This is a genomic window from Jatrophihabitans fulvus, from assembly GCF_054781375.1.
In genome coordinates this window covers 385,182-407,121 of the sequence record NZ_BAAGUN010000002.1, presented here as the reverse complement: position 1 = coordinate 407,121, position 21,940 = coordinate 385,182, and the positions used below count along the sequence as shown (strand labels likewise).

General features: G+C 72.0%; 23 protein-coding genes. 17 read left to right on the top strand and 6 right to left on the bottom strand.

Annotated features, from left to right (window positions below; genetic code table 11):
• Positions 1-10 precede the first annotated feature (10 nt).
• Positions 11-766: a Rossmann-fold NAD(P)-binding domain-containing protein gene (locus ACYVP9_RS10515; protein WP_460604752.1), complete on the bottom strand. Its 756-nt coding sequence runs from the start codon at positions 764-766 to the stop codon at positions 11-13.
• A gap of 97 nt (positions 767-863) precedes the next feature.
• On the opposite strand from ACYVP9_RS10515, the gene mshA reads away from it, so the two are divergent.
• From mshA to ACYVP9_RS10485, 6 genes are all read left to right on the top strand, one after another.
• Positions 864-2,096, top strand: a complete 1,233-nt coding sequence (gene mshA, locus ACYVP9_RS10510; protein ID WP_460605064.1) for a D-inositol-3-phosphate glycosyltransferase — start codon at positions 864-866, stop codon at positions 2,094-2,096.
• Positions 2,093-2,590: a type III secretion system chaperone family protein gene (locus ACYVP9_RS10505; RefSeq protein ID WP_460604751.1), complete on the top strand. Its 498-nt coding sequence runs from the start codon at positions 2,093-2,095 to the stop codon at positions 2,588-2,590. The genes mshA and ACYVP9_RS10505 overlap by 4 nt, the downstream gene beginning before the upstream one ends.
• Before the next feature lie 96 nt (positions 2,591-2,686).
• On the top strand, positions 2,687-4,489 hold the full coding sequence (locus tag ACYVP9_RS10500; protein ID WP_460604750.1) for an MFS transporter: 1,803 nt from the start codon (positions 2,687-2,689) through the stop codon (positions 4,487-4,489).
• Entirely contained in the window at positions 4,486-5,070 is a 585-nt protein-coding gene (locus ACYVP9_RS10495; protein WP_460604749.1) for a TetR/AcrR family transcriptional regulator, read from the top strand. The genes ACYVP9_RS10500 and ACYVP9_RS10495 overlap by 4 nt, the downstream gene beginning before the upstream one ends.
• Before the next feature lie 19 nt (positions 5,071-5,089).
• Positions 5,090-5,830 carry a 2,3-diphosphoglycerate-dependent phosphoglycerate mutase gene (locus ACYVP9_RS10490; protein WP_460604748.1) on the top strand — a complete coding sequence of 247 codons (741 nt, stop codon included), beginning with the start codon at positions 5,090-5,092 and terminating at the stop codon, positions 5,828-5,830.
• Positions 5,831-5,896: 66 nt separating this feature from the next.
• Complete coding sequence (locus ACYVP9_RS10485) at positions 5,897-7,108, top strand: ATP-binding protein (RefSeq protein WP_460605063.1); 1,212 nt, start codon at positions 5,897-5,899, stop codon at positions 7,106-7,108.
• A 3-nt stretch (positions 7,109-7,111) separates the two neighbouring features.
• Here the strand turns inward: ACYVP9_RS10485 and phoU are convergent, their stop codons facing one another.
• Positions 7,112-7,786, bottom strand: coding sequence for a phosphate signaling complex protein PhoU (gene phoU / locus ACYVP9_RS10480; RefSeq protein WP_460604747.1), 675 nt, complete (start codon positions 7,784-7,786; stop codon positions 7,112-7,114).
• A 145-nt stretch (positions 7,787-7,931) separates the two neighbouring features.
• Between phoU and ACYVP9_RS10475 the strand changes: the two genes are divergently transcribed.
• Together ACYVP9_RS10475 and ACYVP9_RS10470 are read left to right on the top strand one after the other, a co-directional pair.
• Positions 7,932-9,200, top strand: a complete 1,269-nt coding sequence (locus tag ACYVP9_RS10475) for a sensor histidine kinase (protein ID WP_460604746.1) — start codon at positions 7,932-7,934, stop codon at positions 9,198-9,200.
• Between the two features lie 28 nt (positions 9,201-9,228).
• The gene (locus ACYVP9_RS10470) at positions 9,229-9,909 is read left to right on the top strand and encodes a response regulator (protein WP_460604745.1); all 681 of its coding nucleotides are present in this window, start codon (positions 9,229-9,231) and stop codon (positions 9,907-9,909) included.
• Positions 9,910-9,960: 51 nt separating this feature from the next.
• On the opposite strand, the gene ACYVP9_RS10465 is transcribed toward ACYVP9_RS10470, so the two are convergent.
• Positions 9,961-10,809 carry a hypothetical protein gene (locus ACYVP9_RS10465; protein ID WP_460604744.1) on the bottom strand — a complete coding sequence of 283 codons (849 nt, stop codon included), beginning with the start codon at positions 10,807-10,809 and terminating at the stop codon, positions 9,961-9,963.
• Between the two features lie 23 nt (positions 10,810-10,832).
• Between ACYVP9_RS10465 and ACYVP9_RS10460 the strand changes: the two genes are divergently transcribed.
• From ACYVP9_RS10460 to ACYVP9_RS10430, 7 genes are all read left to right on the top strand, one after another.
• Positions 10,833-11,765, top strand: a complete 933-nt coding sequence (locus ACYVP9_RS10460; RefSeq protein ID WP_460604743.1) for a Ppx/GppA family phosphatase — start codon at positions 10,833-10,835, stop codon at positions 11,763-11,765.
• A gap of 10 nt (positions 11,766-11,775) precedes the next feature.
• A complete protein-coding gene (locus ACYVP9_RS10455; RefSeq protein ID WP_460605062.1) occupies positions 11,776-12,579 on the top strand; it encodes a sugar phosphate isomerase/epimerase family protein in 804 nt (267 codons plus the stop codon).
• Positions 12,580-12,603: 24 nt separating this feature from the next.
• Positions 12,604-13,410: a pyrroline-5-carboxylate reductase gene (gene proC, locus ACYVP9_RS10450; protein WP_460604742.1), complete on the top strand. Its 807-nt coding sequence runs from the start codon at positions 12,604-12,606 to the stop codon at positions 13,408-13,410.
• Positions 13,411-13,665: 255 nt separating this feature from the next.
• The gene (locus ACYVP9_RS10445) at positions 13,666-13,914 is read left to right on the top strand and encodes a helix-turn-helix domain-containing protein (RefSeq protein WP_460604741.1); all 249 of its coding nucleotides are present in this window, start codon (positions 13,666-13,668) and stop codon (positions 13,912-13,914) included.
• 139 nt (positions 13,915-14,053) lie between these two features.
• A complete protein-coding gene (locus ACYVP9_RS10440) occupies positions 14,054-14,152 on the top strand; it encodes a 30S ribosomal protein bS22 (protein WP_003948845.1) in 99 nt (32 codons plus the stop codon).
• 76 nt (positions 14,153-14,228) lie between these two features.
• Complete coding sequence (locus tag ACYVP9_RS10435; protein WP_460604740.1) at positions 14,229-15,242, top strand: Rossmann-fold NAD(P)-binding domain-containing protein; 1,014 nt, start codon at positions 14,229-14,231, stop codon at positions 15,240-15,242.
• Complete coding sequence (locus tag ACYVP9_RS10430) at positions 15,239-16,246, top strand: lysophospholipid acyltransferase family protein (protein ID WP_460604739.1); 1,008 nt, start codon at positions 15,239-15,241, stop codon at positions 16,244-16,246. Before ACYVP9_RS10435 ends, ACYVP9_RS10430 begins: the two co-directional genes overlap by 4 nt.
• 270 nt (positions 16,247-16,516) lie before the next feature.
• Here ACYVP9_RS10430 and ACYVP9_RS10425 read toward each other — a convergent pair whose 3' ends face one another.
• The 3 genes from ACYVP9_RS10425 to ACYVP9_RS10415 all read right to left on the bottom strand — a co-directional run bounded on the left by ACYVP9_RS10425 (position 16,517) and on the right by ACYVP9_RS10415 (position 19,788).
• Positions 16,517-17,467 carry an HAD family hydrolase gene (locus ACYVP9_RS10425; RefSeq protein ID WP_460604738.1) on the bottom strand — a complete coding sequence of 317 codons (951 nt, stop codon included), beginning with the start codon at positions 17,465-17,467 and terminating at the stop codon, positions 16,517-16,519.
• A gap of 43 nt (positions 17,468-17,510) precedes the next feature.
• Positions 17,511-18,740, bottom strand: coding sequence for a DUF5667 domain-containing protein (locus tag ACYVP9_RS10420; RefSeq protein ID WP_460604737.1), 1,230 nt, complete (start codon positions 18,738-18,740; stop codon positions 17,511-17,513).
• Between the two features lie 166 nt (positions 18,741-18,906).
• Positions 18,907-19,788, bottom strand: coding sequence for a sigma-70 family RNA polymerase sigma factor (locus ACYVP9_RS10415; RefSeq protein ID WP_460604736.1), 882 nt, complete (start codon positions 19,786-19,788; stop codon positions 18,907-18,909).
• 379 nt (positions 19,789-20,167) lie between these two features.
• On the opposite strand from ACYVP9_RS10415, the gene ACYVP9_RS10410 reads away from it, so the two are divergent.
• Positions 20,168-21,631: an acyl-CoA synthetase family protein gene (locus tag ACYVP9_RS10410; RefSeq protein WP_460604735.1), complete on the top strand. Its 1,464-nt coding sequence runs from the start codon at positions 20,168-20,170 to the stop codon at positions 21,629-21,631.
• Positions 21,618-21,866 (top strand): glutaredoxin family protein, encoded by a 249-nt coding sequence (locus tag ACYVP9_RS10405; protein WP_460604734.1) that lies wholly within the window; start codon positions 21,618-21,620, stop codon positions 21,864-21,866. The genes ACYVP9_RS10410 and ACYVP9_RS10405 overlap by 14 nt, the downstream gene beginning before the upstream one ends.
• The last annotated feature ends 74 nt before the right edge of the window (positions 21,867-21,940 follow it).

Here is a 21,940-nt window from a genome sequence, read left to right as displayed (position 1 = left end):
AACCGGCTCGTCAGATGGGGCGGATCGGGCCGCGGTGCACCTTGTGCGGGGCCGCCTGGGCGAGCGGCTTGAGCACCAGCAGGTCGATGTTCACGTGGGCCGGACGGGTGGCTGCGAAGGCGATGCAGTCGGCGACGTCGTCGGCGGTGAGCGGCGCCTCGACGCCCTCGTACACCTTGTCGGCCGCGTCCTGGTCGCCCCGCAGCCGGACGAGGGAGAACTCGGCGGTGTGCACCATGCCCGGCGCGACCTCGGTGACCCGGACGGGCCGGCCGTTCAGCTCGAGCCGCAGCGTCTCGACCAGGGCCGCGGCGCCGTGCTTCGCGGCCGTGTACCCGCCGCCGCCCTCGTAGACGAGATGGCCCGCGATCGACCCGGTGACGATCACGTGCCCGCCGGACCCGCGCTCGAGCGCGGGCAGCAGCGCCTGCGTCACCCGCAGCACGCCGAGCACGTTCGTCTCGTACATCGCCTGCCAGTCGGCCGGGTCGGCGTCGGCCACCTTCTCGACGCCGATGGCGCCGCCGGCGTTGTTGACCAGAACCGCCACGTCGTCCAGCCCGTCCGCCAGGGCCGCGACCGAGTCGGCGGAGGTGACGTCCAGGGTCACGGCACGGACGCCCGGCACCTCGGCGGCCAGTGCGTCCAGCCGGTCGCGGCGGCGGGCGGCGGCGACGACCTCGTACCCCTCGGCCGCGAGCCGGCGGACGGTGGCGGCCCCGATGCCGCTGCTGGCTCCGGTGACGACGGCGGTTCCTCGTGACATGACCCTCATTGTCCCGGGCATGTACCTGCGTGGAACGTTGTTGGATGAGTGACGTCTGTCCCGAGGAGGCCGCGTGTCGCACGTCCGTCGCGTCGCGATGCTCAGCGTGCACACCTCGCCGCTCGACGCCCCTGGTGGCGGCGACGCGGGGGGCATGAACGTCTACATCGTCGAGACCGCGAAACGGCTGGCGCAGCGCGGCGTCGCGGTCGAGATCTTCACCCGCGCCACGTCGAGCGAGCAGCCGCCCGTCGTGGAGATGTGTCCCGGCGTGCACGTGCGCCACGTGCTGGCAGGCCCGTTCGAGGGCCTGGCCAAGGACGAGCTGCCCGCCCAGCTGTGCGCATTCACCGCGAACGTGCTGCGTGCCGAGACCGGACACGAACCCGGCTGGTACGACGTCGTGCACTCGCACTACTGGCTCTCGGGGCAGGTCGGCTGGCTTGCCCGCGAGCGCTGGGGCGTGCCGCTCGTGCACTCCGCCCACACCCTCGCGAAGGTCAAGAACGCCCTGCTGGCCGAGGGCGACACCCCCGAGCCGCGCGCCCGCGTGATCGGCGAGGAGCAGGTCGTGGCCGAGGCGGACGTGCTGATCGCCTCGACCGCGGACGAGGCGGGCGAACTGCTGTCGCACTACGGCGCCGACCCGCGGCGGGTGCGCACCATCGCCCCGGGCGTCGACCTCGACGCCTTCACCCCGGGCGACCGCGCCGCCGCGCGGGCGCGGCTCGACCTGCGTCCGGATGCCCGCACCCTGCTCTTCGTCGGACGGCTGCAGCCGCTGAAGGCGCCCGACGTGCTGATCCGCGCGGCGGCCGAGGTGCGGACGGACCTCGGCGGGCCGCTCGAGGTCGTCGTGCTCGGCGCGCCCAGCGGGTCCGGTCTCGCCCACCCCGAGGCACTCGCGGCCCTGAGCGATCGGCTCGGCCTCGCCGACGTCGTGCGCTTCCGTCCGCCGGCACCGCGCGACGTCGTCGCCGACTACTACCGCGCGGCCGACGTGACGGTCGTGCCCAGCCACAACGAGTCGTTCGGGTTGGTGGCGTTGGAGTCGCAGGCGTGCGGCACGCCGGTCGTCGCCGCCGCGGTGGGCGGTCTGCCCACCGCCGTCGCGGACGATGTTTCGGGGCTGCTCGTCGACGGGCACGATCCCGGTCAGTGGGCCAAGGTGCTGAGCGGCCTGCTGCGCGACCCGGATCTGCTGGCGCGGTTGCGCGGCAACGCGCGTGCCCAGGCGGAGCGGTTCTCGTGGGACACCACGGCCGACCGGCTGCTGGCCGCGTACGAGGACGCCGGCGATGCGATCGAACGGTTGGGGGCACGCGCATGAGCGCGAGCACGGAGACGACACAGGTCATCGAGCGGGCGCTCGACGAGCTCGAGGTCGAGTGGCAACGCGTCGACACGGACGCCTACGCCGTCGCGTTGCCGGGCGAGAAGCGGCTCAAGACCGCCTGCATCCTCACCGTCGGCACCCACGCGCTCGCCGTCGAGGCGTTCGTGCTGCGCGCGCCCGAGGAGAACCGCGAGCAGGTCTACTCGTGGCTGCTGCAGCGCAATACGCGCATGTACGGGGTCGCCTGGGCGATCGACGGTGTCGGTGACGTCTACCTCAGCGGACGGGTGCCCTTGGCCGCGGTCAGCACGGACGAGATCGACCGCCTCCTCGGCAGCGTCCTCGAGAACTCAGACGGTGCGTTCAACCTGCTGCTCGAACTGGGATTCGCCTCGTCGATCCGGCGCGAATGGGCGTGGCGGGTCAAGAACGACCAGCCGCTGGCCAACCTGCAGGCCTTTGCGAAGCTGGCGCAGCGGGCCGACTGAGGTCCGTCTCACTTCCGCTACGTTTGCGTAGCGGAATGAACTGGGCGTTCACTGGGCACCGCTACGCCTGCGTAGCGGAACTCGGGGAGGACGCACATGGACGAGAAGACCATCCACGACCGGCGCTGGGGCATCCTCGGCGTCCTCGTGCTGTGCCTGCTGGTCGTCATCCTCGACAACACGATCCTCAACGTGGCGTTGAAGACGATCCAGGCCGACCTCGACGCCTCGCAGACCCAGATGCAGTGGGCCGTCGACAGCTACGCGCTGGTCTTCGCCGGTCTGCTCATCACGTGGGGTGTGCTCGGCGACCGGCTCGGCCGCAAGAAGGTGCTGCTGATCGGTCTGGCCATCTTCGGCGCGATGTCGGCACTGTGCTCGTTCTCGGGGTCGTCCACCGAGCTGATCCTGTTCCGCGCGCTCATGGGCATCGGCGCGGCTGCCGTGCAGCCGCAGACGCTGTCGATCATCCAGAACGTGTTCGAACCGCACGAGCGCGGCAAGGCCATCGGCATCTGGGCGGGCGCCTCGGGCATGGCGATCGCGCTCGGCCCGATCACCGGCGGCCTGCTGCTCAAGTACTTCTGGTGGGGTTCGATCTTTCTGGTCAACGTGCCCATCGTGATCGTCGCGCTCGTCCTCATCGTGTGGCTCGTGCCCGAGTCGAAGGACCCGAAGCCGGGTCGCCTCGACCCGGTCGGCGTCGTCCTGTCGATCGTCGCGCTGGTCGTGCTCGTCTACGGCGTGATCGAGGGCGGCAACAGCAACGAGTGGCTGCGCTGGAACACCCTGGGCGCGATCGTGCTCGGTCTCGTGCTTCTCGCCGTCTTCATCCGGACGCAGGCGCGCAGCAGCCACCCGACCATCGATGTGACGCTGTTCAGGAACCGGGCGTTCAGCGGTGGCGCGCTCGCCATCGCGACCGCGTTCTTCGCGTTGCAGGGTGCGACGTTCTACCTCGCGTACTACCTGCAGGCCATCCGCGGATACACGCCGCTGGCCGCCGGTGTCTGCCTCATCGCCGTGGCCGGCGCGGTCATGATCGCCGCCCCGCTGTCGGCCAAGCTGTCGTCCCGCTTCGGCCCCGGCCTCGTCAGCGGGACGGGTCTGCTGACGTTCGGCATCGTCCTGGGTGGCTACGGGTTGGTCACCCAGAACACCCCGATCCCGGTCATCATCGTCATGCTCGCCGGCACCGGTCTCGGCATGGGTCTGACCATGTCGCCCGCCACGAACGCGATCATGGCCGCGGTGCCGCGGGAGAAGGCCAGCGCCGGGTCGGCGGTGAACAACACCGTCCGCCAGATGGCGGGCGCGCTCGGCGTCGCGATCCTGGGCTCGATCCTCGCCGTGTCGTTCCGCGGCCACCTGGGTGCCGACACCCCGCGGCAGACCGCCGAGGCGCTCGACCGTCCCGCGTCGGTCGTGCGGCAGTTGCCGGCCTCGCAGCAGGTCGGTCCGCTGGTGAACGACGCGTCGAGCCAGTCCATCGGGGACGCACTTCCGCTCGCAGATCGGGCGAAGGCGGCACTCGAGGCGCGGGCGGCGAACCCCGACCTCCAGCTGCCGAAGCAGCAGCGTGAGCGGCAGCAGGCGCAGGCCGGCGCCACCCTCCGGTCCTTCGTCGACAAGGCGAAGAGCGCCTTCATGTCGGCGATGAACCTGACCTCGGCCATAGGCGGTCTCTTCGCCCTGTTGGGCGCGATCGTCGCGTGGCGCTACCTGCCCAGCCGGCGCCAGTTCGCCGAACTGGCGAGCAAGCCGGGTACACCGCCGACGCCCGCGGACGACGGTGACGACGCGCCGCGCCACCTCGACGCGGGAGCGCCCGTCGCGGCCCACGCCGATCACGTGGGCCGTCACGAGGCGCACGACCCGCAGCACGCCGCCCGGCCGTGACGGCCGCCGTCCGCCGCGGGCGCCCGCGCGACGAGGCGATCGACGCCGCGGTGCTGGCCGCGTCGCTCGACGAGCTGCGCGAGCACGGGTACGGCGCCTTCTCGATGGAGCGCGTCGCACAGCGGGCCGGGGTCGCGAAGACCACCGTCTACCGCCGGTGGCCGAATGCGCAGGATCTCGCGGTCGACGCGATCGCGACGCTGCAGGACGACGGCACCCCGCCCCCGGACGATCTCTCCGGCCGCGACCAGCTGGTGCATCTGCTCGACCGGGTGCGCCGGCAGTGGCGGCGTCCGGAGTACGCGTCGATCATGCGGCGCATCGCGGCGGACGGGTCGATGCACCCGGAGGTGTACGCGCACGGCCGGCAGCGGCTGATCGGGCGCACCGTCCGCCTCATGGACGACGCGCTGCAGCGCTGTGTCGACGACGGTGCCGTCAGCTCGGACGTCGACCTGGACCTGGCCCGCCGGATGATCGTCTCGCCTGTGGTCGCCGGGGCGATGACGCTGCGCCCGCCCCTCACCCGTGCCCAGGTCGAACTCGTCGTCGACACCGTCCTGCGCGGGCTGGCCCCCTGACCGCTGGCAGGATGGGACCATGGCCACCCTCGTGCTGCTTCGCCACGGCGAGAGCGACTGGAACCGCAAGAACCTGTTCACCGGCTGGGTCGACGTCGACCTGACCGAGAAGGGCGAGGCGGAGGCCGTCCGCGGCGGCGAGCTGCTCGTCGAGAACGGGCTGCTTCCCGACGTGGTGCACACCTCACTGCTGCGGCGCGCGATCCGCACCGGCCAGCTCGCCCTGGACAGGGCCGACCGGCACTGGATCCCCGTCCGCCGGTCGTGGCGGTTGAACGAGCGTCACTACGGGGCGCTGCAGGGCAAGGACAAGGCACAGGTGCGCGACGAATTCGGCGAGGAGCAGTTCATGCTCTGGCGCCGCTCGTACGACACCCCGCCGCCGGAGCTCGCCGACGACGACGAGTTCAGCCAGGCGGGCGACCCGCGCTACGCCGACCTGCTCGAGGCGCTGCCGCGCACCGAGTGCCTGAAGGACGTCGTCGCGCGGATGCTGCCGTACTGGTACGACGCGATCGTCCCGGACCTGCGCGCGCACGGCGTCGTGCTCGTCGCCGCGCACGGCAACTCGCTGCGCGCGCTGATCAAGTACCTCGACGGCATGTCGGACGACGACGTCGTCTCGCTCAACGTGCCGACCGGCATCCCGCTGCACTACGACCTGGACGACACCACGCTGCGTCCGACCGGTCCGGGCAACTACCTCGATCCGGACGCCGCCGCCGAGGCGATCCAGGCTGTCGCGAACCAGGGCAAGTAGTAGTTTTCGCGGTTTACTTGTCTTTACAAGGCTGACGTAAACAGCGGTAAACTCTGTAACGTGCCAATGGACCCGGTGTCGAACCCCTACACGCCCGGGGCTGGGCAGAGTCCCGCCGTCCTGTCTGGTCGCGACGAAGAACTGCGCCAACTCGACAACACCCTCGCGCGGCTTGAGCGGGGCCGGTCGGCCCAATGTCCACTGATCGTCGGGCTGCGTGGCGTAGGCAAGACGGTGTTGCTGAACGAGTTCGCGCGGCGAGCTATCTCGAGGCACTGGGTCACGGTCGAGCACGAGCTCACAGCGTCCGGCGACCTCTTTGCGACCGTCTCGCGTCTTGTCCGGGAGGCTCTTCTTCAAGTGGCTCCGCCCTCCGCTTGGCGGAGCGCGGCGGAGCGGGTCAGTCGACTACTGGGCGCGTTCGAGTTCTCCTACTCCATAGCCGGCCTGAGCGTGACCAGGGCTGGCGCCGCCGATGATCAACCGCGGGCCTCCATGGACAAGTCCCGCGATATGACTGATCTGCTCGTTGCGCTCGGCGAAGCGGCCCGCGAACACGAGCGCGGTATCGCGCTGATGTTCGACGAACTCCAGTTCGCAGATTCGACTGCGCTCGGAGCGCTGGTCACCGGGTTGCACAAGGTCGCGCAGCGGGAGCTGCCGGTCACGCTGGTTGCGGCCGGTCTGCCGCAGACGCGCGGGGTGTTGGCAGAGGCCGCAAGCTACGCCGAGCGCATGTTCACGCCGCTGGAGGTCGGACCGCTCAACCCGTCTGATGCTGCGCGCGCGCTGTCGGAGCCTGCAGGCGCAGAGGGCGTGCACTTCGAGGCTCAGGCACTCAACGAGGTCTTCGACTTCACCGAGGGCTATCCATTCTTCCTGCAAGTCTTCGGTGATCACCTTTGGCGGAACGCGGCGGACCTCCCGATCTCTTCGCGGGACGTCACGAGCGTAGGGCCGATCGTTCGCGATTCACTCGATCGAGGCTTCTTCGTATTCCGGACCGACCGACTGCCGATCGCGCAACGGCGGTATCTGAGGGCGATGGCAGAGACCCGGTCTTCTGAAGTGGCAAGCGGTGACGTCGCCTCGATTCTTGGAATGCGGAGCGCAGCTCAGGCAGGTACGACGCGCGACGCGCTGATTCGGAAAGGTCTGATCTACTCGCCACGCCTCGGCTACGCGGCCTTCACCGTTCCACAGTTCGACGACTACCTTCGACGCCACTTCGAGCTCGAGATGCACGAGCCGCGGTCCCGGGCCAACCGGTCGGGGTGACGCTCAGCGCAGGCCGGCGAGCCCGTTCGCGGCGGGCCCCGGACGCTCGCCGGTGACGATGAAGACCATGCGGCGGGCGACCGCGACGGCGTGGTCGGCGTAGCGCTCGTAGTAGCGGCCGAGCAGCGTCATGTCGATCGCGGCCTCGGTGCCGTGCGCCCAGCGCGGTGACAGCACGAGGGTGAACAGTTTGCGGCGCAGCGCGTCCATCGAGTCGTCCTCGGCCTCGATGGCCTGGGCGAGCTGGATGTCGCGACCGTCGACGACGTCGGCCACCTTGACCACGAGCGACTGCGCGACCTCACCCATCTGGGCGATCACGTCGCGGGCGTCCTCGGGCACGGCCAACTCGGGAAAGCGCAGCCGGGCGATCTTCGCGACGTGCAGGGCGAGGTCGCCCATGCGCTCGAGGTCGGCGGTGATGTGCAGCGTGGTGATGAGCGTGCGCAGGTCCGTGGCGACCGGCTGCTGCCGCGCGATCATGCGGAACGTGCGGTCCTCGAGGTCGACGCGCAGGTCGTCGACCTGGCCGTCCGCCTCGATGACGCGCTCGGCGCGGCGCAGGTCGGCGTCGAGCAGGGCGCCGGTGGCCTGCTCGATGGCGGCGCCGACGAGACGGATCATCTCGGCGACGCCGGCGCCGATCTCGTCCATCTCGTCGTGGAAGGCGTCACGCATGGGCCCGACCTTCCGCGACGAGAACGACCCTGGCGTGCAACCGATCTGAACGTCGCGCAACGTGAAGATGAACAGCACGTAGCCGCACGTCTGCACCCCCTTGTCGGGACGGGTACGCACGATGCCCGGCCGTACCATCGAAGTCGTGCCGGTCCTGCTGACACTGGTCGCGCTCGCGGCCCTCGCCGCGGGCGTGGTGCTCGGCGTCGCCGTGGCCGGCCGCCGACGCTCGGAACAGTACCGTCCCGACGACGCCGACGCGCCCCGCTCGGAGCCGGCGGCCGCCGCTGCGCCCACCGTCCCGGTCGATCGCAGCCTGGCCTCGCTGGTGGTCGAGGCGCTCGACCACGGCGTCGTGGTGGTCGACCGCGAGGAGCGGGCGGTGCTGGTCAACCCGGCCGCCCGGGCCATGGGCATCCTCGCCGACGACTCGCTCGCCTTCCCCGGGCTGATCGCGCTCGTGCGCCGCTCCCTCGAGTCGGCGACGACCTGCAGCGCCGGCGTCGACCTGCCGATCGGACGGCTCGGCCGCGAACCGATCGCGCTGTCCGTCAACGCCGTGCCGCTGCTGGTCGGGTCGGACGAGCGCGTCGCGGCCGTGTGCCTGCTGCTCACCGACGTGAGCGAGCACCGCCGGCTGGAGGCCGTTCGCCGCGACTTCGTGGCCAACGTCTCCCACGAGCTCAAGACGCCGGTCGGGGCCCTCACGCTGCTGGCCGAGACCATCCAGGAGGCGGCCGACGACCCCGAGGCGGTCAGCCGGTTCGCCGGCCGAATCCAGCACGAGGGCGGACGGCTCGCGAAGCTGGTGGACGAGCTGATGGAGCTGTCGCGGGTGCAGGGTGTCGACCCGATGCCCGGTGCCGGCATCGTCGCGGTCGGCGACATCATCGACGAGGCCCTCGACCGCACCCGGTTGGCCGCCGAACAGGCCGACATCACGGTCACCGGTGCGTACTCCGGACAGCTGGAGGTCCGCGGCAACGAGGCGCAGCTGGCCACCGCGGTCGCCAACCTCGTCGACAACGCGATCTCCTACAGCCCCACAGGCACCCGCGTCGCGGTGACGGCGCAGCTGTCGACCGACATCGACGCCCGTCCGACCGTCGACATCTCGGTCACCGACCAGGGCATCGGCATCGCCGAGGGCGAGCGCGAGCGCATCTTCGAACGCTTCTACCGCGTCGACCCGGCCCGCAGCCGCGCCACGGGCGGCACGGGACTCGGTCTCGCCATCGTGAAGAACATCGTCACCAACCACCTGGGGACGGTCTCCGTGTGGAGCGCGGACCGCTCCGGATCTACATTCACCATCCGGCTACCACGCGTTCACTCGGATCGTCCATCGTCGGCAACGTCCGACGATGCGGACGAGGCCGCAGCGGTGGCCGCTCGTGGCATCGGGCGCCGATGACCATCGCCGAAGCAGAGGAGAAGCGCGCATGACGCGAGTGCTGGTTGTCGAGGACGAGGAGTCGTTCTCCGACGCGCTGTCGTACATGCTGCGTCGCGAGGGCTACGAGGTCGAGATCGCGGCCACCGGCCACGACGCCCTGGTGACCTTCGACCGCAGCGGCGCCGACCTGGTGCTGCTCGACCTCATGCTGCCCGGCCTGTCCGGCACCGAGGTGTGCCGCGAGCTGCGCACGCGCTCGCACGTGCCGATCATCATGGTCACGGCACGTGACAGCGAGGTCGACAAGGTCGTCGGTCTCGAGCTCGGCGCGGACGACTACGTCACGAAGCCCTTCTCGTCCCGTGAGCTCGTCGCCCGCATCCGGGCGGTGCTGCGGCGCGGCGCCGAGCCCGAGGAACTCATGCTCAACGTGGTCGAGGCCGGCCCCGTCCGCATGGACGTCGAGCGTCACGTCGTCACCGTCGACGGCCAGCAGGTGCAGCTGCCGCTGAAGGAGTTCGACCTGCTCGAGTTGCTGCTGCGCAACGCCGGGCGGGTGCTCACCCGCGGCCAGCTCATCGACCGCGTCTGGGGCGCCGACTACGTCGGAGACACCAAGACCCTGGACGTGCACGTCAAGCGGCTGCGCGCCAAGATCGAACCCGACCCCGCCACGCCGAAGTACCTCGTCACCGTCCGCGGCCTGGGCTACAAGTTCGAGTCCTGAGCTAGACCGCCTCCCCGGCACTTCTCTGCTGCAAGGCGATCTAGCGTCGCCTCACCGAGCGCTGCTCTTCCCCGCTTCCAGCGCTTTCTTCGTTGCGGGGTGGGTTGCGACGAGGCCGAGCTCGAGGCGTTTTGCGCAGATGCGCGCCAATTCGTCGTAGGCGGCCTGCCCGATGAGTGCGACCAGCTCCGGACCGTAGGACAGGTACATCGGCTCGCCGCCGACGTGGGCCTCGGGTGACGAGGTGCAGTACCAGTCGAGGTCGTGGCCGCCCTCGCCCCAGCCGCGGCGGTCGAACTCGGCCAGCGTGCTGCGCAGGATCTTGGTCTCGTCCGGACGGTCGATCCACTCCTGCTCGCGCCGCACCGGCAACTGCCAGCACACCTCGGGCTTGGTCTCGAGGGGGTTGAGACCGAGGGTGAGCGCCAGGCCGTGCAGAGCACAGCCGATGCCCCCGGGATGGCCCTCGCGGTTGGCGAACACGCACGCGCCGTCGACGGTGCGGGTCTTGCTCCGTCCCTCCGGGTCGTCCTCGACCGGCTCGCTGAAGTCGAGCTTGCGCTTGCCCTGCTTGGTCGTCCGGTGGCCCTCGTCGTAGAGCTGCCACTGCTCACGGGTCAGCTGCGCGGCGAACTTCTTCGTCCGCTTCTCGTCGTCCTTGTCGGTGAAGTACGCCCCGTGGTTGCAGCACCCCGTAGTGGCCTGGCCCTGGACGGTCCCGTGACAGCCCCGTCCGAAGATGCACGTCCAGCGCGAGGTGAGCCAGGTGAGGTCGGCGCGGATGAGGTGTTCCGCGTCGTCGGGGTCGAAGAACTCGATCCATTCGCGGGGGAAGTCCAGGGGCACTTCGGGGACATGCTGGGCCACTCGGCGAGGGTACGACCGCAACCCCACCGACATGCGCAGGCGCTACTGTCGCGACTGTGCGACTCGGTGTGCTGGACGTCGGCTCCAACACCGTCCACCTGCTCGTCGTCGACGCGCACCGCGGCGCCCAGCCCACCCCGCAGCTGTCCCGCAAGGTCGAGCTGCGCCTGGCCGAGCACATCGACAAGGACGGCGATCTCGCCGAGGCGGGGGCCGACAGCCTCGTCACCGCCGTCATCAACGCCCGCGACGACGCCGCCGAGCTGGGCTGTGACGAGCTCGTCGCGTTCGCGACGTCCGCGGTGCGCGACGCCGGCAACAGCGCGCAGGTGCTCAAGCGGGTGGGCAAGGAGACCGGCGTCAGCCTCGAGGTGCTCTCCGGCGAGGACGAGGCCCGCCTGACGTTCCTCGCCGTCCGCCGCTGGTTCGGCTGGAGCGCCGGCAACCTCGTCAGTCTCGACATCGGCGGCGGCTCGCTCGAGCTGGCCGCCGGGCGTGACGAGGACCCCGCGCTGGCGTTCTCCGTGCCGCTCGGCGCCGCCCGGCTGACCCGCGAGTGGTTCACCGAGGACCCGGGCACGAAGTCCGAGGTCGCCGAGCTGCGCGAGTACGTCGCCGACACGCTCGCCGTGCCCGCCCGCAAGCTGGTCGCCGCCGGGAGCCCCGACCGGGTGGTCGCGACCAGCAAGACCTTCCGGACGCTCGCGCGCCTCGCCGGCGCCGCGCCGAGCTCGGAGGGACCGCGCGTGCGGCGGCTGCTCACCCGGACGGGGCTGCAGCAGGTCACGTCCTTCATCTCGCGCATGGCCTCGGCCGATCTGGCCGAGCTCGACGGCGTCAGTGTCGGGCGGGCGCACCAGACCCTCGCCGGCGCGGTCGTCGCGCTGGGCGCGATGGACGCGCTCGGCGTCGACGTGCTCGAACTGTGCCCCTGGGCGCTGCGTGAGGGCGTGATCCTGCGGCGGCTCGACTGGATCGACGGTGCCTGACCCACGACCGCTGCGGCCCTCGCGGGCCAAGGTCGGGCTGTCGACGGCGTCCGTCTATCCCGAGGGCACCGCGGTCGCGTTCGAGCTCGCAGCGAAGCTCGGTTACGACGGTGTCGAGGTCATGGTGTGGACCGACCCGGTCAGCCAGGACCCGGTCGCTCTCGACCGCCTGTCCCAGCACTACGGCGTGCCCGTTCTCGCGGTGCACGCGCCGTGCCTGATCGTCACCCAGCGGGTCTGGACGACCGAGCCCTGGACGAAACTCAAGCGCGCCCGGGCCGCCGCCGAACTGCTGGGCGCGCAGACCGTCGTCGTGCACCCGCCGTTCCGCTGGCAGCGCGGCTACGCCCGCCGCTTCCACGAGGGCATCAAGCGGATGGGCGACGAGACGGACGTCCGGTTCGCCGTCGAGAACATGTTCCCGGCGCGGCTGCGCGGACGGGAGGTGTCGGCGTACGAGCCGTCCTGGGACGTCGTCGAGGGCGAGCCGTACCCCGACTACACGCTCGACCTCTCGCACACCGCCGTGTCCCGGTCGGACGCGCTCGTCATGCTCGCCACGATGGGCGACCGGTTGACCCACCTGCACATCGCGGACGGCACCGGCGTGCCGAAGGACGAGCACCTCGTGCCCGGTCGCGGCACGCAGCCGTGCGCGGACGTGCTCGAGCGGCTCGCCGCCCGCGACTTCGACGGGCACGTGGTCGTCGAGATCAACACGCGGCGCGCGCTCGACCGCGCCGAGCGCGAGGCCGATCTCGCCGAGGCCCTTGCGTACTGCCGGCTCCACCTGGTGTCCGCGCCCGTCGGGTGACCCACCGTCGTTACCGTGCTCGCCATGGACACCACCACGGTCGCGCTGCTCGGCGGCGGCAAGATGGGCGAGGCCCTGCTCAGCGGTTTGCTGCGGGCCGGTCGCACCCCTGAGCAGGTCACGGTCAGCGAGAAGTACGCCGAGCGCGCCCGCTACCTGGCCGACACCTACGGCGTGCGCGTCGTCGACGCCGCCGAGGCCGCGGCCGGCGCGGCCGTGGTGGTGATCGCCGTGAAGCCCCACGACGTCGCGGCCGCGCTGGACTCGGTGGCCCCGGTGCTCTCGTCCGGCCATCTGGTGGTGTCCGTCGCGGCGGGCGTCCCCACCGCGCGGCTCGAGGCGCCGCTTCCCGACGGTGTTCCGGTCGTGCGGTGCATGCCCAACACCCCCGCGCTCGTCGGGTTGGGGATGACCGCGATCAGCGGCGGCACGCATGCCGCCGACGACCATCTGGACGCCGCGGAGCAGTTGCTCGCCGCGGTCGGACGGGTCGTGCGGGTGCCCGAGCACCAGCTCGACGCCGTGACCGCCGTCTCCGGCTCCGGGCCGGCGTACGTGTACCTGCTGGTCGAGGCACTCACCGAGGCTGCGGTGGGCGAGGGACTGCCGCGCCCGCTGGCCACCGAACTGGCCGTGCAGACGGCCCTCGGGGCCGCCACGATGCTGAACGAGTCGGGTGATCACCCCGTCCTGCTGCGCGAGGCCGTCACCAGCCCCGGCGGCACGACGGCGGCCGGGGTGCGCGAGCTCGAGCGGCACGGTCTGCGCACCGCCGTCGGCGAGGCCGTCGCGGCCGCCGCCCGCCGCAGTCGCGAGCTCGGCGCGGGCTGACGCGACCCGTCCACCGGGTGCCCCGACCCGTCGCTCACGCGCCACGAATGGGGACGGCCCCGCGTGTCGTCCCCACTGCGTAGTGCGCGATTGCCGCGTACCCGGACGAATCGCACCATCGGTTCGTCATTTGGGGTGCGCTCAGGTATCGCATAGGCCACATCAGTACCGCTAGTCTCGGAGTCAGCACGTGCGTGTCCAGATCGCCGGTGGGGAAGCCGGCGACCCGACACGTGCCGAAGGTGTCGGTGACGCATGCCCGCGAAGAAGGACGACGGCTCGCCCCAGGCGCAGCCCTCCATCCGTCCGGTCGACCCTGCCCTGTCGGACGTGAAATTCCTGACCGTCGCCGAGGTGGCCACGGTCATGCGCGTGTCGAAGATGACGGTCTACCGCATGGTGCACGGCGGCGACCTGCCCGCCGTCCGCGTCGGACGCAGCTTCCGGGTCCCCGAGAAGGCCGTCCACGACTACCTGCGCGACGCGTTCATCGAAGCGGGGTAGCTGGCCCGCCTCCCCGGCACTTCTCTGTTGCCGGCGCCTACCGCTGAGACGTTCGACCCAGCGTCTTTCCTCCGTTCCAGCCCCTTCTCGGGGCCAGGTAGAGTCGTCCTTCGTTGTCTTTCCTAGGGCGAGGTACTTCATGGGTTCTGTGATCAAGAAGCGGCGCAAGCGGATGGCCAAGAAGAAGCACCGCAAGCTTCTCAAGCGCACCCGCGTGCAGCGCCGCAACAAGAAGTAACCCGGCCTCACCCCTTTCGAGCTCCGCCCGCATCGGCGCGGGCGTCCCGACGGCATGCCGGAAGGACGGTCGCCGCGTGTCCCACGTCGTCCTGATCGCGGGAGTCAGCCGCCATCTCGGCGGACGCCTGGCGGCGCAGCTGTCCGCCGACCCGTCGGTCGAGCGCATCATCGGCATCGACACGCAACTGCCGCGCACCGCCGATCTGCCCGCACTCGGCCGCACCGAGTTCGTCCGCGCCGACATCCGCAACCCGCTCGTCGCGAAGGTGATGAGCCAGGCCGGGGTCACGACCGTCGTGCACGCGGCGCTCATGGCGTCCGCACGGGGCATCGGCGGTCGCGTGCCGATGCAGGAGATGAACGTCATCGGCACGATGCAGCTGCTCGCGGCGTGCCAGAAATCCGACACCGTCCGCACGGTCGTGCTCCGCTCGACGGCGGCGGTGTACGGCTGCGGCGCGTCGGCGCCGGCCGTGTTCGCCGAGCACACGCCGCCGGCCCGCGGGCCGCGCTCGGGATTGTCCAAGGACGCGATCGAGGTCGAGAGCTACCTGCGCGGATTCGCGCGCCGCCGTCCGGACGTGCGCACCACCGTCCTGCGCCTCGCCGAGGTCGTGGGCGGCGCCACCGACTCGGCGTTCACGCGCTACCTGAGCCGGCCCGTCGTGCCGGTACCGCTCGGATACGACCCACGGTTGCAGCTCGTGCACGAGTCGGACGCCGTCGAGGTGCTGCGCCGGGCCGCCACCGGCGAACACCCCGGCACGTTCAACGTCGCCGGCGACGGCGTCATCACGCTGCGGCAGCTGGTGCGACGCTCCGGTCGCCTCGCCCTGCCGGTGCTGCCGCCGGCCGTCCGCGCCGTCGGCGGGCTCGTCCGCAACACCGGCATCGCCGACTTCAGCTCCGACGACCTGCGCCACCTGGCGTACGGGCGCGTGATGGACACGAGCGCACTGCGCCACGGGTTCGGTTACGCACCCCGCCACTCGTCGGCAGAGGCCGCGGACGACCTCGGCCACCGTCCGTCGGCCCGGCGGCGGGCGCCGTGGCCGCGGGTGCCGCTCGCCCCGCGGGGTGCGTCGTGAACGGCGCCCGCATCATCCCGCTCACCGGCGAGACCGCGACCGCGCTCGCGCGGCGGCTCGCGTCCCGGCGCGAGACGTCCGATCCGGCGTCCGGACCCGCCGCCGTGGTGTCGATGCCCGGCGCCGCCCGCACGGCGCGCCGGGCGCCCACCCCCGGGCGGGAGCGCGTTGCCGCGCCGGCGCGCGCCGCTCTGGCGTTCGCACGCCGGCGGCTCGCGGCCGACTACGACGTCGACGAGTTCGGCTTCGACCCGCACATGGCCTCCGAGGGACTGCTCCCGCTGCTGCGCCCGGTGTACGACCGCTGGTTCCGCGTCGAGACGAACGGTGTCGACCACATCCCCGCCGACGGCGGTGCCCTGCTCGTCGCCAACCACGCCGGCGGGCTGTGGCCGATCGACGCCGCCATGACCGCCATGGCGGTGCACCTCGAGACCGGCGGCCGGCGCTACCTGCGCCCGCTCGCCGCCGACCTGCTGTTCCGCACCCCCGGCGTCGGACACCTCGCCCGGAAGGCCGGCAGCACGCTCGCCTGCCCGGACGACGCCGACCGGCTGCTCGGCCGCGGCGAGCTCGTCGGGGTGTGGCCCGAGGGGTTCAAGGGCATCGGCAAGCCGTTCGCCGAGCGGTACCGCTTGCAACGCTTCGGCCGTGGCGGCTTCGTGCAGTCGGCGATCCGGGCGCGGGTGCCGATCGTGCCGGTGTCGATCATCGGGTCCGAGGAGATCCACCCCGTGCTCGGCAACGCCCGCACGATCGCCCGCATGCTCGACCTGCCGTACTTCCCGCTCACGCCGACCTTCCCGTGGCTCGGACCGCTCGGACTCGTGCCGCTGCCGAGCAAGTGGTACATCGAGTTCGGCGCGCCCATCGCCACCGACGCTCTGCCGGACGACGCCGCCGACGACCCGCTCAGCGTGTTCGAACTGGCCGACCGGGTACGCGAGACCATCCAGCACTCGCTCTATCGCCTGTTACGCCACCGCGCCTCCGTCTGGCGCTGACGCGGGGCTCAGCTTCCGCCTCGCGGCGTTGTCCTCCTCGTCCATAGCGAGCTATGGCCTTCGTCGTCCGCCTTGCGACGCGAAACCTGATTCCCCGCGTCCCGGGAACTCAGCTGTCGCGGCGTTGTCCTCCTCGTCCATAGCGAGCTATGGCCTTCGTCGTCCGCCTTGCGACGCGAAACCTGATTCCCCGCGTCCCGCGGGACGCAGCGGTCGCGGCGTTGTCCTCCCCGTCCGTAGGGAGCGACGCGTACTCGCGTCCCGCGGACCTCAGCGGGCGAAGCGGCGCCGACGGCGGCGGGGCACCACGGACCGGGTCGCGCGGACGGCGCGGTTCCACGGGGTGTCCCGGGCGCGCCGGGCGCGGTGGACGGCGATGCCCGCGGCGACCCCGCCGCCGGCGGCGCCCAGGCCCAGTGCGGTGGGGATGCCGATCTTGGCGGCCTTGCGCCCGGTCCGGAAGTCGCGGATCTCCCAGCCGTGGCGCTTCGCCTCCGCGCGCAGGGCGGAGTCGGGATTGACGGCGACGGCCCGTCCGACCATCGACAGCAGCGGCAGGTCGTTGATCGAATCGGAGTAGGCCGAGCACTTCGCGAGATCGAGGCCCTCGGCGGCGGCGAGCGTCCGCACGGCGTCCGCCTTGTCCTGGCCGTGCAGCACCTCGCCGACGAGGTGTCCGGTGTAGATGCCGTCCCGGCTCTCGGCGACGGTGCCCAACGCGCCGGTCAGGCCGAGCCGGTCGGCGATGATGCGGGCCAGCTCGACCGGGGTCGCGGTGACCAGCCAGACCCGCTGGCCGGCGTCGATGTGCATGCGGGCGAGCGCCTCGGTGCCGCGCCAGATCTTGTCCGACATCTCCTCGTCGTAGATCTCCTCGCCCAGCGCCACCACCTCGGCCACGCTCTTGCCGGCGACGAACGCGAGCGCCGACTCCCGCGACGAGTGCATGTCGTCGTGCGACTCGCCGCGCAGCCGCAGCCGGGCCTGGCGGGCGGTGAAGCGGACGAGGTCGCGCCACGAGAAGAAGTTGCGGGCCGCGAGACCGCGCGCGAAATGGAAGATCGACGCCCCGACCATCATCGTGTTGTCGACGTCGAAGAACGCGGCCGCGGTGACGTCGAACGGGATGGTCGGTGCCGGGGCCCGGTGCGCGGCACGGTGGGACGCCCGCTGGGACCCGCGATCAGCTCCGGGAGGAGTCGTCCGGCGCCCCGAGTCCACGGTCGTCAGCCTAACGAGGGCGCTCGCGACCGCGGCCCGGCTCTCAGCGGCAGATCTTGATGCCCAGGATGTTGATCACGCAGGTCTGTGACGGCGACGCACCGCCGGCACCCGGCTGCTGCGGCAGCAGCGAGGGCAGGATGGGCGGCAGCTGCAGCCCCGGCTTGCGGCTCGGCGTCGAGGACGGCGCCGCGGGCGTGGTGCGCGGGGCCGGCCTGCCCGTCGTGGTGCCGGTCGTCGTGCCGGGCTTCGTGCCCGGCGTCGTGCGGCGCGGCGTCGACCGGGTGGGCCGCTGGGTCGGCGTGGAGCGGCCCGGCGTCGTCGTCCGCGGCGCCGTGGCCGAGGTCGGTACCGGTCCGAAGTCGTCGGTGCGCGCGCCCTTGAGGCACTTGCAGTCGGCCCGCTCCTGCAGCGCCGCCGCCCGCGCCTTCGCCTTCTCGAGAATCGACAGCGACCGCTTCGCGGCGGCACCGGCCCTGGTCCCGGACGGAAGGCGCTTCGACAGGGCTGCCAGCGAAGTGCGCTGCGCCGGCCACCAGTCGACGAGCGGGTCGAGCGCCCGGCCGGAGCCGTCGTCGACGGCCACGGTGCCGAGCAGCTTCGTGGCGGTGCGGGTGTCGCCGTCGGCGGCGGCCAGGGCGTCGGCGATGAGCCCGCTGGTCTCACCGGACAACCCGTCGGCGCTGAGCCCCGTGCCCGACGCGGACGGGCGCCCGGCGAGCCGGCGCGCCTCGTCGACGCGCTCACGGGCGAAGTCGAGGTGGTCCTGGGCGCGTTCGGTGTCGTTGTCGGCCAGCGACAGCTCGAATCGCTCGCTGGCCCGCTTGAGGCCGTAGAGGGCGTCGCCCGGAACCGCCTTCTGGCTCATCCACACGGCACCGGCGAGGACGAGGCCCAGCACGGTGATCATGGTCGCGACGACGGCCAGCGGACGGCCGATCGTGATGCGGACGCGCTCCCGCCGGGGGCCCTCGCGGGTCGCCGCGCTCGTGGCGGCGGCGGGGGACGTGGCGGGCGACACGGCCGCCCGGTGCGGCATCGGACGGGGCCGCACCGGCGTGGGGTCGCCCTCGGCGACGATGCGGGGCGCGACGGCGACGAGCTGGGCGCGCAGTTCGGCGCGGAAGTCACGGTCGGGCGCGGCGGCCGGGGCCTCGCGCAGCGCCTCGAGCTGGGCGAGGACGGACTGCACCCGCGGGTCGGGGGACTCCGCCGGATCGGGATACCGGCGCAGTCGTGGCCGCCCCCGCAGCCTGACCCGGTGCTCGATCATCGGTTCCCACTCCCGTTTCCGGGCGTCCCGTCGGACACCCGCCACCCAGCGACACGGTCACGGAGCGGCGCCGCGGTGGGCGCCGGATTCCGTCCGCACCTGGTCCAACGAGTGGCGACGGCCGCGGTTACCGGGCCGGAGGTCCCGTGTCGGGCGAGCTGCAGCGTCATGAGAGGTCACTGCCGATCAGGTCGGCGAGCTTGCGCACCGCGCGGTGCTGCAGGGCCTTGATCGCGCCGTCGTTCTTGCCCATGATCGCGGCCGTCTCGGCCACCGACAGACCCTGGATGAAGCGCAGCATGATGCACTCGCGCTGCTCGTCACCGAGTTGGCGGACGGCGGCCATGAGCCGCTCCGACTGCAGCGTCTCGAGCACGGCCGCCTCGGTGCTGCGCTCGGTCTCCTTGTGCTCGATCGTGTCGCCGGTGGTGGTCTCGAGCCGGTTGCGGGCCGACTTGAGGTGGTCGAGCACGATGTTGCGGGCGATGGTGACGAACCAGGCGCCGATGTCGCGGCCCTGGTAGCTGATCGAACCGATGCGCCGCAGCGCCCGCAGGAACGTCTCGCTCGTGAAGTCCTCGGCGAGTGCCCGGTCGTTGACGCGGTAGTAGATGAAGCGGAAGACCTGGTCGACGTAACGGTCGTAGAGCAGGCCGAACGCCTCGCCGTCGCCGGCCTGGGCGCGGTTGACGAGTTCCCAGACCTCGACGTGCGTCTCGTCGACGGTGTCGGCGGCGGTGTGGGCGGAGAGGTCTCCGGAGGGCTCGTCCGGCCCGTCGGTGGGCGTCGACGCCGGCGCCACGGCCGTCGGACGGGGGGCGGGGCGAGGCCGCGAGGGCGCGCCGACGGGCCCGCCGGTCGGACCCGCAGCGATCGTCAGGTACGTCCCGGCGCCGAAGCCGACGGGACCGTGCGCGAAAGCAGGACGCAGGCGCGTACCCCGCGCGGCGAGGACGTCGTTGACGAGGGCAGCGAGAGCGGACAGCGACCCGGGCCTGTCGTCGCGCGACACGCGCGCGGCAGCAGAGCGCGGCGCATGTCGTGTCATGGCATGCCTTCCGGGCTCTGGACGGGGCCTCGGGCACCGGTGGTTCCGGCGTGAGCCCACGCGTCTCGGGCGCGTGTAAATTCGGCGCTAACTTATGTTCCGGTTCGATCACGGTCAACCCCGACGACGCGATCTGTCCGGCCGCTGCGCGTCGACGGTGCACCCGTGGTTCCCGGGTACGACCGTGCACTCACCTCAGCTTGCCTCCTCGGCACGGAATGGCAACGCTCGGACCGGAACCCGACGGTCATCCCGGAGTCGCGCACTCGAACCTCTTGAACCTCTCGAACCTCTCGAACCTCTCGAACCGCTCGAACCGGACACCGGCGCCGGGCACACGGTGACGGCCGGTCACCGCACGTGCCGATGAGGAGGCCCCATGACACCGCCGCCCCTTCCCGCCACCCCGGCGGACCTGCTGGCCACGACCGCGGCGCGCACGCCCGACACCGTCGCGCTCGTCGACGCCGGCGACCGGTGGACCTGGGCGCGGCTGGACGACGCCGTGACCCGCGCCGCCGCGGCACTGCGCTCGCGCACGGAGCCCGGTGACCGCGTCAGCGTCGAGCTGCCGACCGGCGCGGGATTCGTCGTCGCCTACCTCGGCGTGCTGCGGGCCGGGTGCGTGGCCGTGCCGGTCGACCCGTCCTACACGCCGCGCGAGGTCGACCACATCCTCGAGGACTCGGGCGCCGGTGTGCGCATCAGCGCGGACGCGATCGGCGAACTGCTCGCCGCCCCCGCGGCGGAGCGTCCGGACGTGTCGCGGAACGGGAACGACCTCGCCGCACTGCTCTACACGAGCGGAACCTCCGGCAGGGGCAAAGGCGCGATGCTCACCGGCGGTGCCCTGCTGGCCGATGTCGAGCAACTCCTCGCCCTCGACCCGCCGCTGCTGCGCCCGGACGACGTGGTGTTCCTCCCGGTGCCGCTCTCGCACATCCTCGGGCTGAACGCGGGCCTCGCCACGGCGCTGCGCGCGGGCGCCCGGATCGTGCTCGCCGACGTGTTCGACCCCGCCGGCTCGCTCGCCACCATGGCAGAGGAACAGGTCACCGTCGTGCTCGCGACGCCCGGCCACTACGCCGCCTGGGCGGGCACCGACGCGTTCCCCGCCGCGTTCGGCACGGTCCGCTTCGCGATGTCCGGGTCGACGCGCCTCGGGCGGGGCCTGGTCGAGACCTACTCGGAGGCCGGCGTGCCGCTCTACGACGGGTACGGCCTGACCGAGGCCGCGCCCGTGGTCGCGCTGAGCACCCCGGCCGACGCCCCGCTCGCCGCGGCCGGCAGCGTCGGCCGCCCCTTGCCCGGGGTCGAGGTGGTGCTGCGCGACGCGCTGCCGCGCGGCGAGGCCGAGGGTCCGGTCGCCGACGGTGACCCGGGGCGCATCCACGTCCGCGGCCCCAACCTCTTCAGCGGCTACTGGCCCGACGGCCGCGACGGCCCGGACGCGGACGGCTGGTTCGCGACCGGCGACATCGCGGTCGCCGACGCCGACGGCCGGTTGCGCATCGTCGGCCGGACGACCGACCTGGTGATCGTCAGCGGGTTCAACGTCTACCCCGCCGAGGTCGAGACGGTGCTGATGTCGCTTCCCGGTGTCGCGGAGGCCGCCGTGGTCGGGGTGCCGGACGAGCGCACCGGCGAGGCCGTGCACGCGTTCGTGGTGCCCGCACCGGGCGCCCGCCTCGACCCGGACGGTCTGCGCACCCGCGCGTCCGCCTCGCTCGCCCGCTTCAAGGTGCCGGCGAGCATCGAGGTGGTGCCGGGACTGCCCCACACCGTCACCGGAAAGGTGCAGAAGTGGCAGCTGCGGCAGGAGGCCATCGATGGCACCCAGTGACCACGTCGTGACCCTCGTCACCCGCATCGGATGCCACCTGTGCGAGGAGGCCGAGCAGGTCCTGCGCCGGCTGTCGGCCGAGCTCGGCTTCCGCTACCGCGAGGCGGACGTCGACGCCGCCGAGGAATTGCGGGCCGAGTACTCCGACCGCGTCCCCGTGGTGTTGATCGACGGCAGGGAACACGGCTACTGGCGCGTCGAGGAGAAGCGCTTCCGGAAGGCCGTCGCACGGTAGGTCCGACCGCCGGCGGGCCCCACTATCACGGGCTTCGCGATTTGGGAAAACTTTCACGAGCCGCGTACCGTCGG

Coding starts and splice junctions, on each gene's coding strand:
- ACYVP9_RS10490 (WP_460604748.1), top strand. CDS start 5,090: ATGGCCACCCTCGTGCTGCTTCGCCACGGCGAGAGCGACTGGAACCGC.
- proC (WP_460604742.1), top strand. CDS start 12,604: ATGGACACCACCACGGTCGCGCTGCTCGGCGGCGGCAAGATGGGCGAG.
- ACYVP9_RS10415 (WP_460604736.1), bottom strand. CDS start 19,788: ATGACACGACATGCGCCGCGCTCTGCTGCCGCGCGCGTGTCGCGCGAC.
- phoU (WP_460604747.1), bottom strand. CDS start 7,786: ATGCGTGACGCCTTCCACGACGAGATGGACGAGATCGGCGCCGGCGTC.
- ACYVP9_RS10485 (WP_460605063.1), top strand. CDS start 5,897: ATGGACCCGGTGTCGAACCCCTACACGCCCGGGGCTGGGCAGAGTCCC.
- ACYVP9_RS10505 (WP_460604751.1), top strand. CDS start 2,093: ATGAGCGCGAGCACGGAGACGACACAGGTCATCGAGCGGGCGCTCGAC.
- mshA (WP_460605064.1), top strand. CDS start 864: ATGCTCAGCGTGCACACCTCGCCGCTCGACGCCCCTGGTGGCGGCGAC.
- ACYVP9_RS10405 (WP_460604734.1), top strand. CDS start 21,618: ATGGCACCCAGTGACCACGTCGTGACCCTCGTCACCCGCATCGGATGC.
- ACYVP9_RS10445 (WP_460604741.1), top strand. CDS start 13,666: ATGCCCGCGAAGAAGGACGACGGCTCGCCCCAGGCGCAGCCCTCCATC.
- ACYVP9_RS10420 (WP_460604737.1), bottom strand. CDS start 18,740: ATGATCGAGCACCGGGTCAGGCTGCGGGGGCGGCCACGACTGCGCCGG.
- ACYVP9_RS10440 (WP_003948845.1), top strand. CDS start 14,054: ATGGGTTCTGTGATCAAGAAGCGGCGCAAGCGGATGGCCAAGAAGAAG.
- ACYVP9_RS10470 (WP_460604745.1), top strand. CDS start 9,229: ATGACGCGAGTGCTGGTTGTCGAGGACGAGGAGTCGTTCTCCGACGCG.
- ACYVP9_RS10515 (WP_460604752.1), bottom strand. CDS start 766: ATGTCACGAGGAACCGCCGTCGTCACCGGAGCCAGCAGCGGCATCGGG.
- ACYVP9_RS10410 (WP_460604735.1), top strand. CDS start 20,168: ATGACACCGCCGCCCCTTCCCGCCACCCCGGCGGACCTGCTGGCCACG.
- ACYVP9_RS10465 (WP_460604744.1), bottom strand. CDS start 10,809: ATGTCGGTGGGGTTGCGGTCGTACCCTCGCCGAGTGGCCCAGCATGTC.
- ACYVP9_RS10500 (WP_460604750.1), top strand. CDS start 2,687: ATGGACGAGAAGACCATCCACGACCGGCGCTGGGGCATCCTCGGCGTC.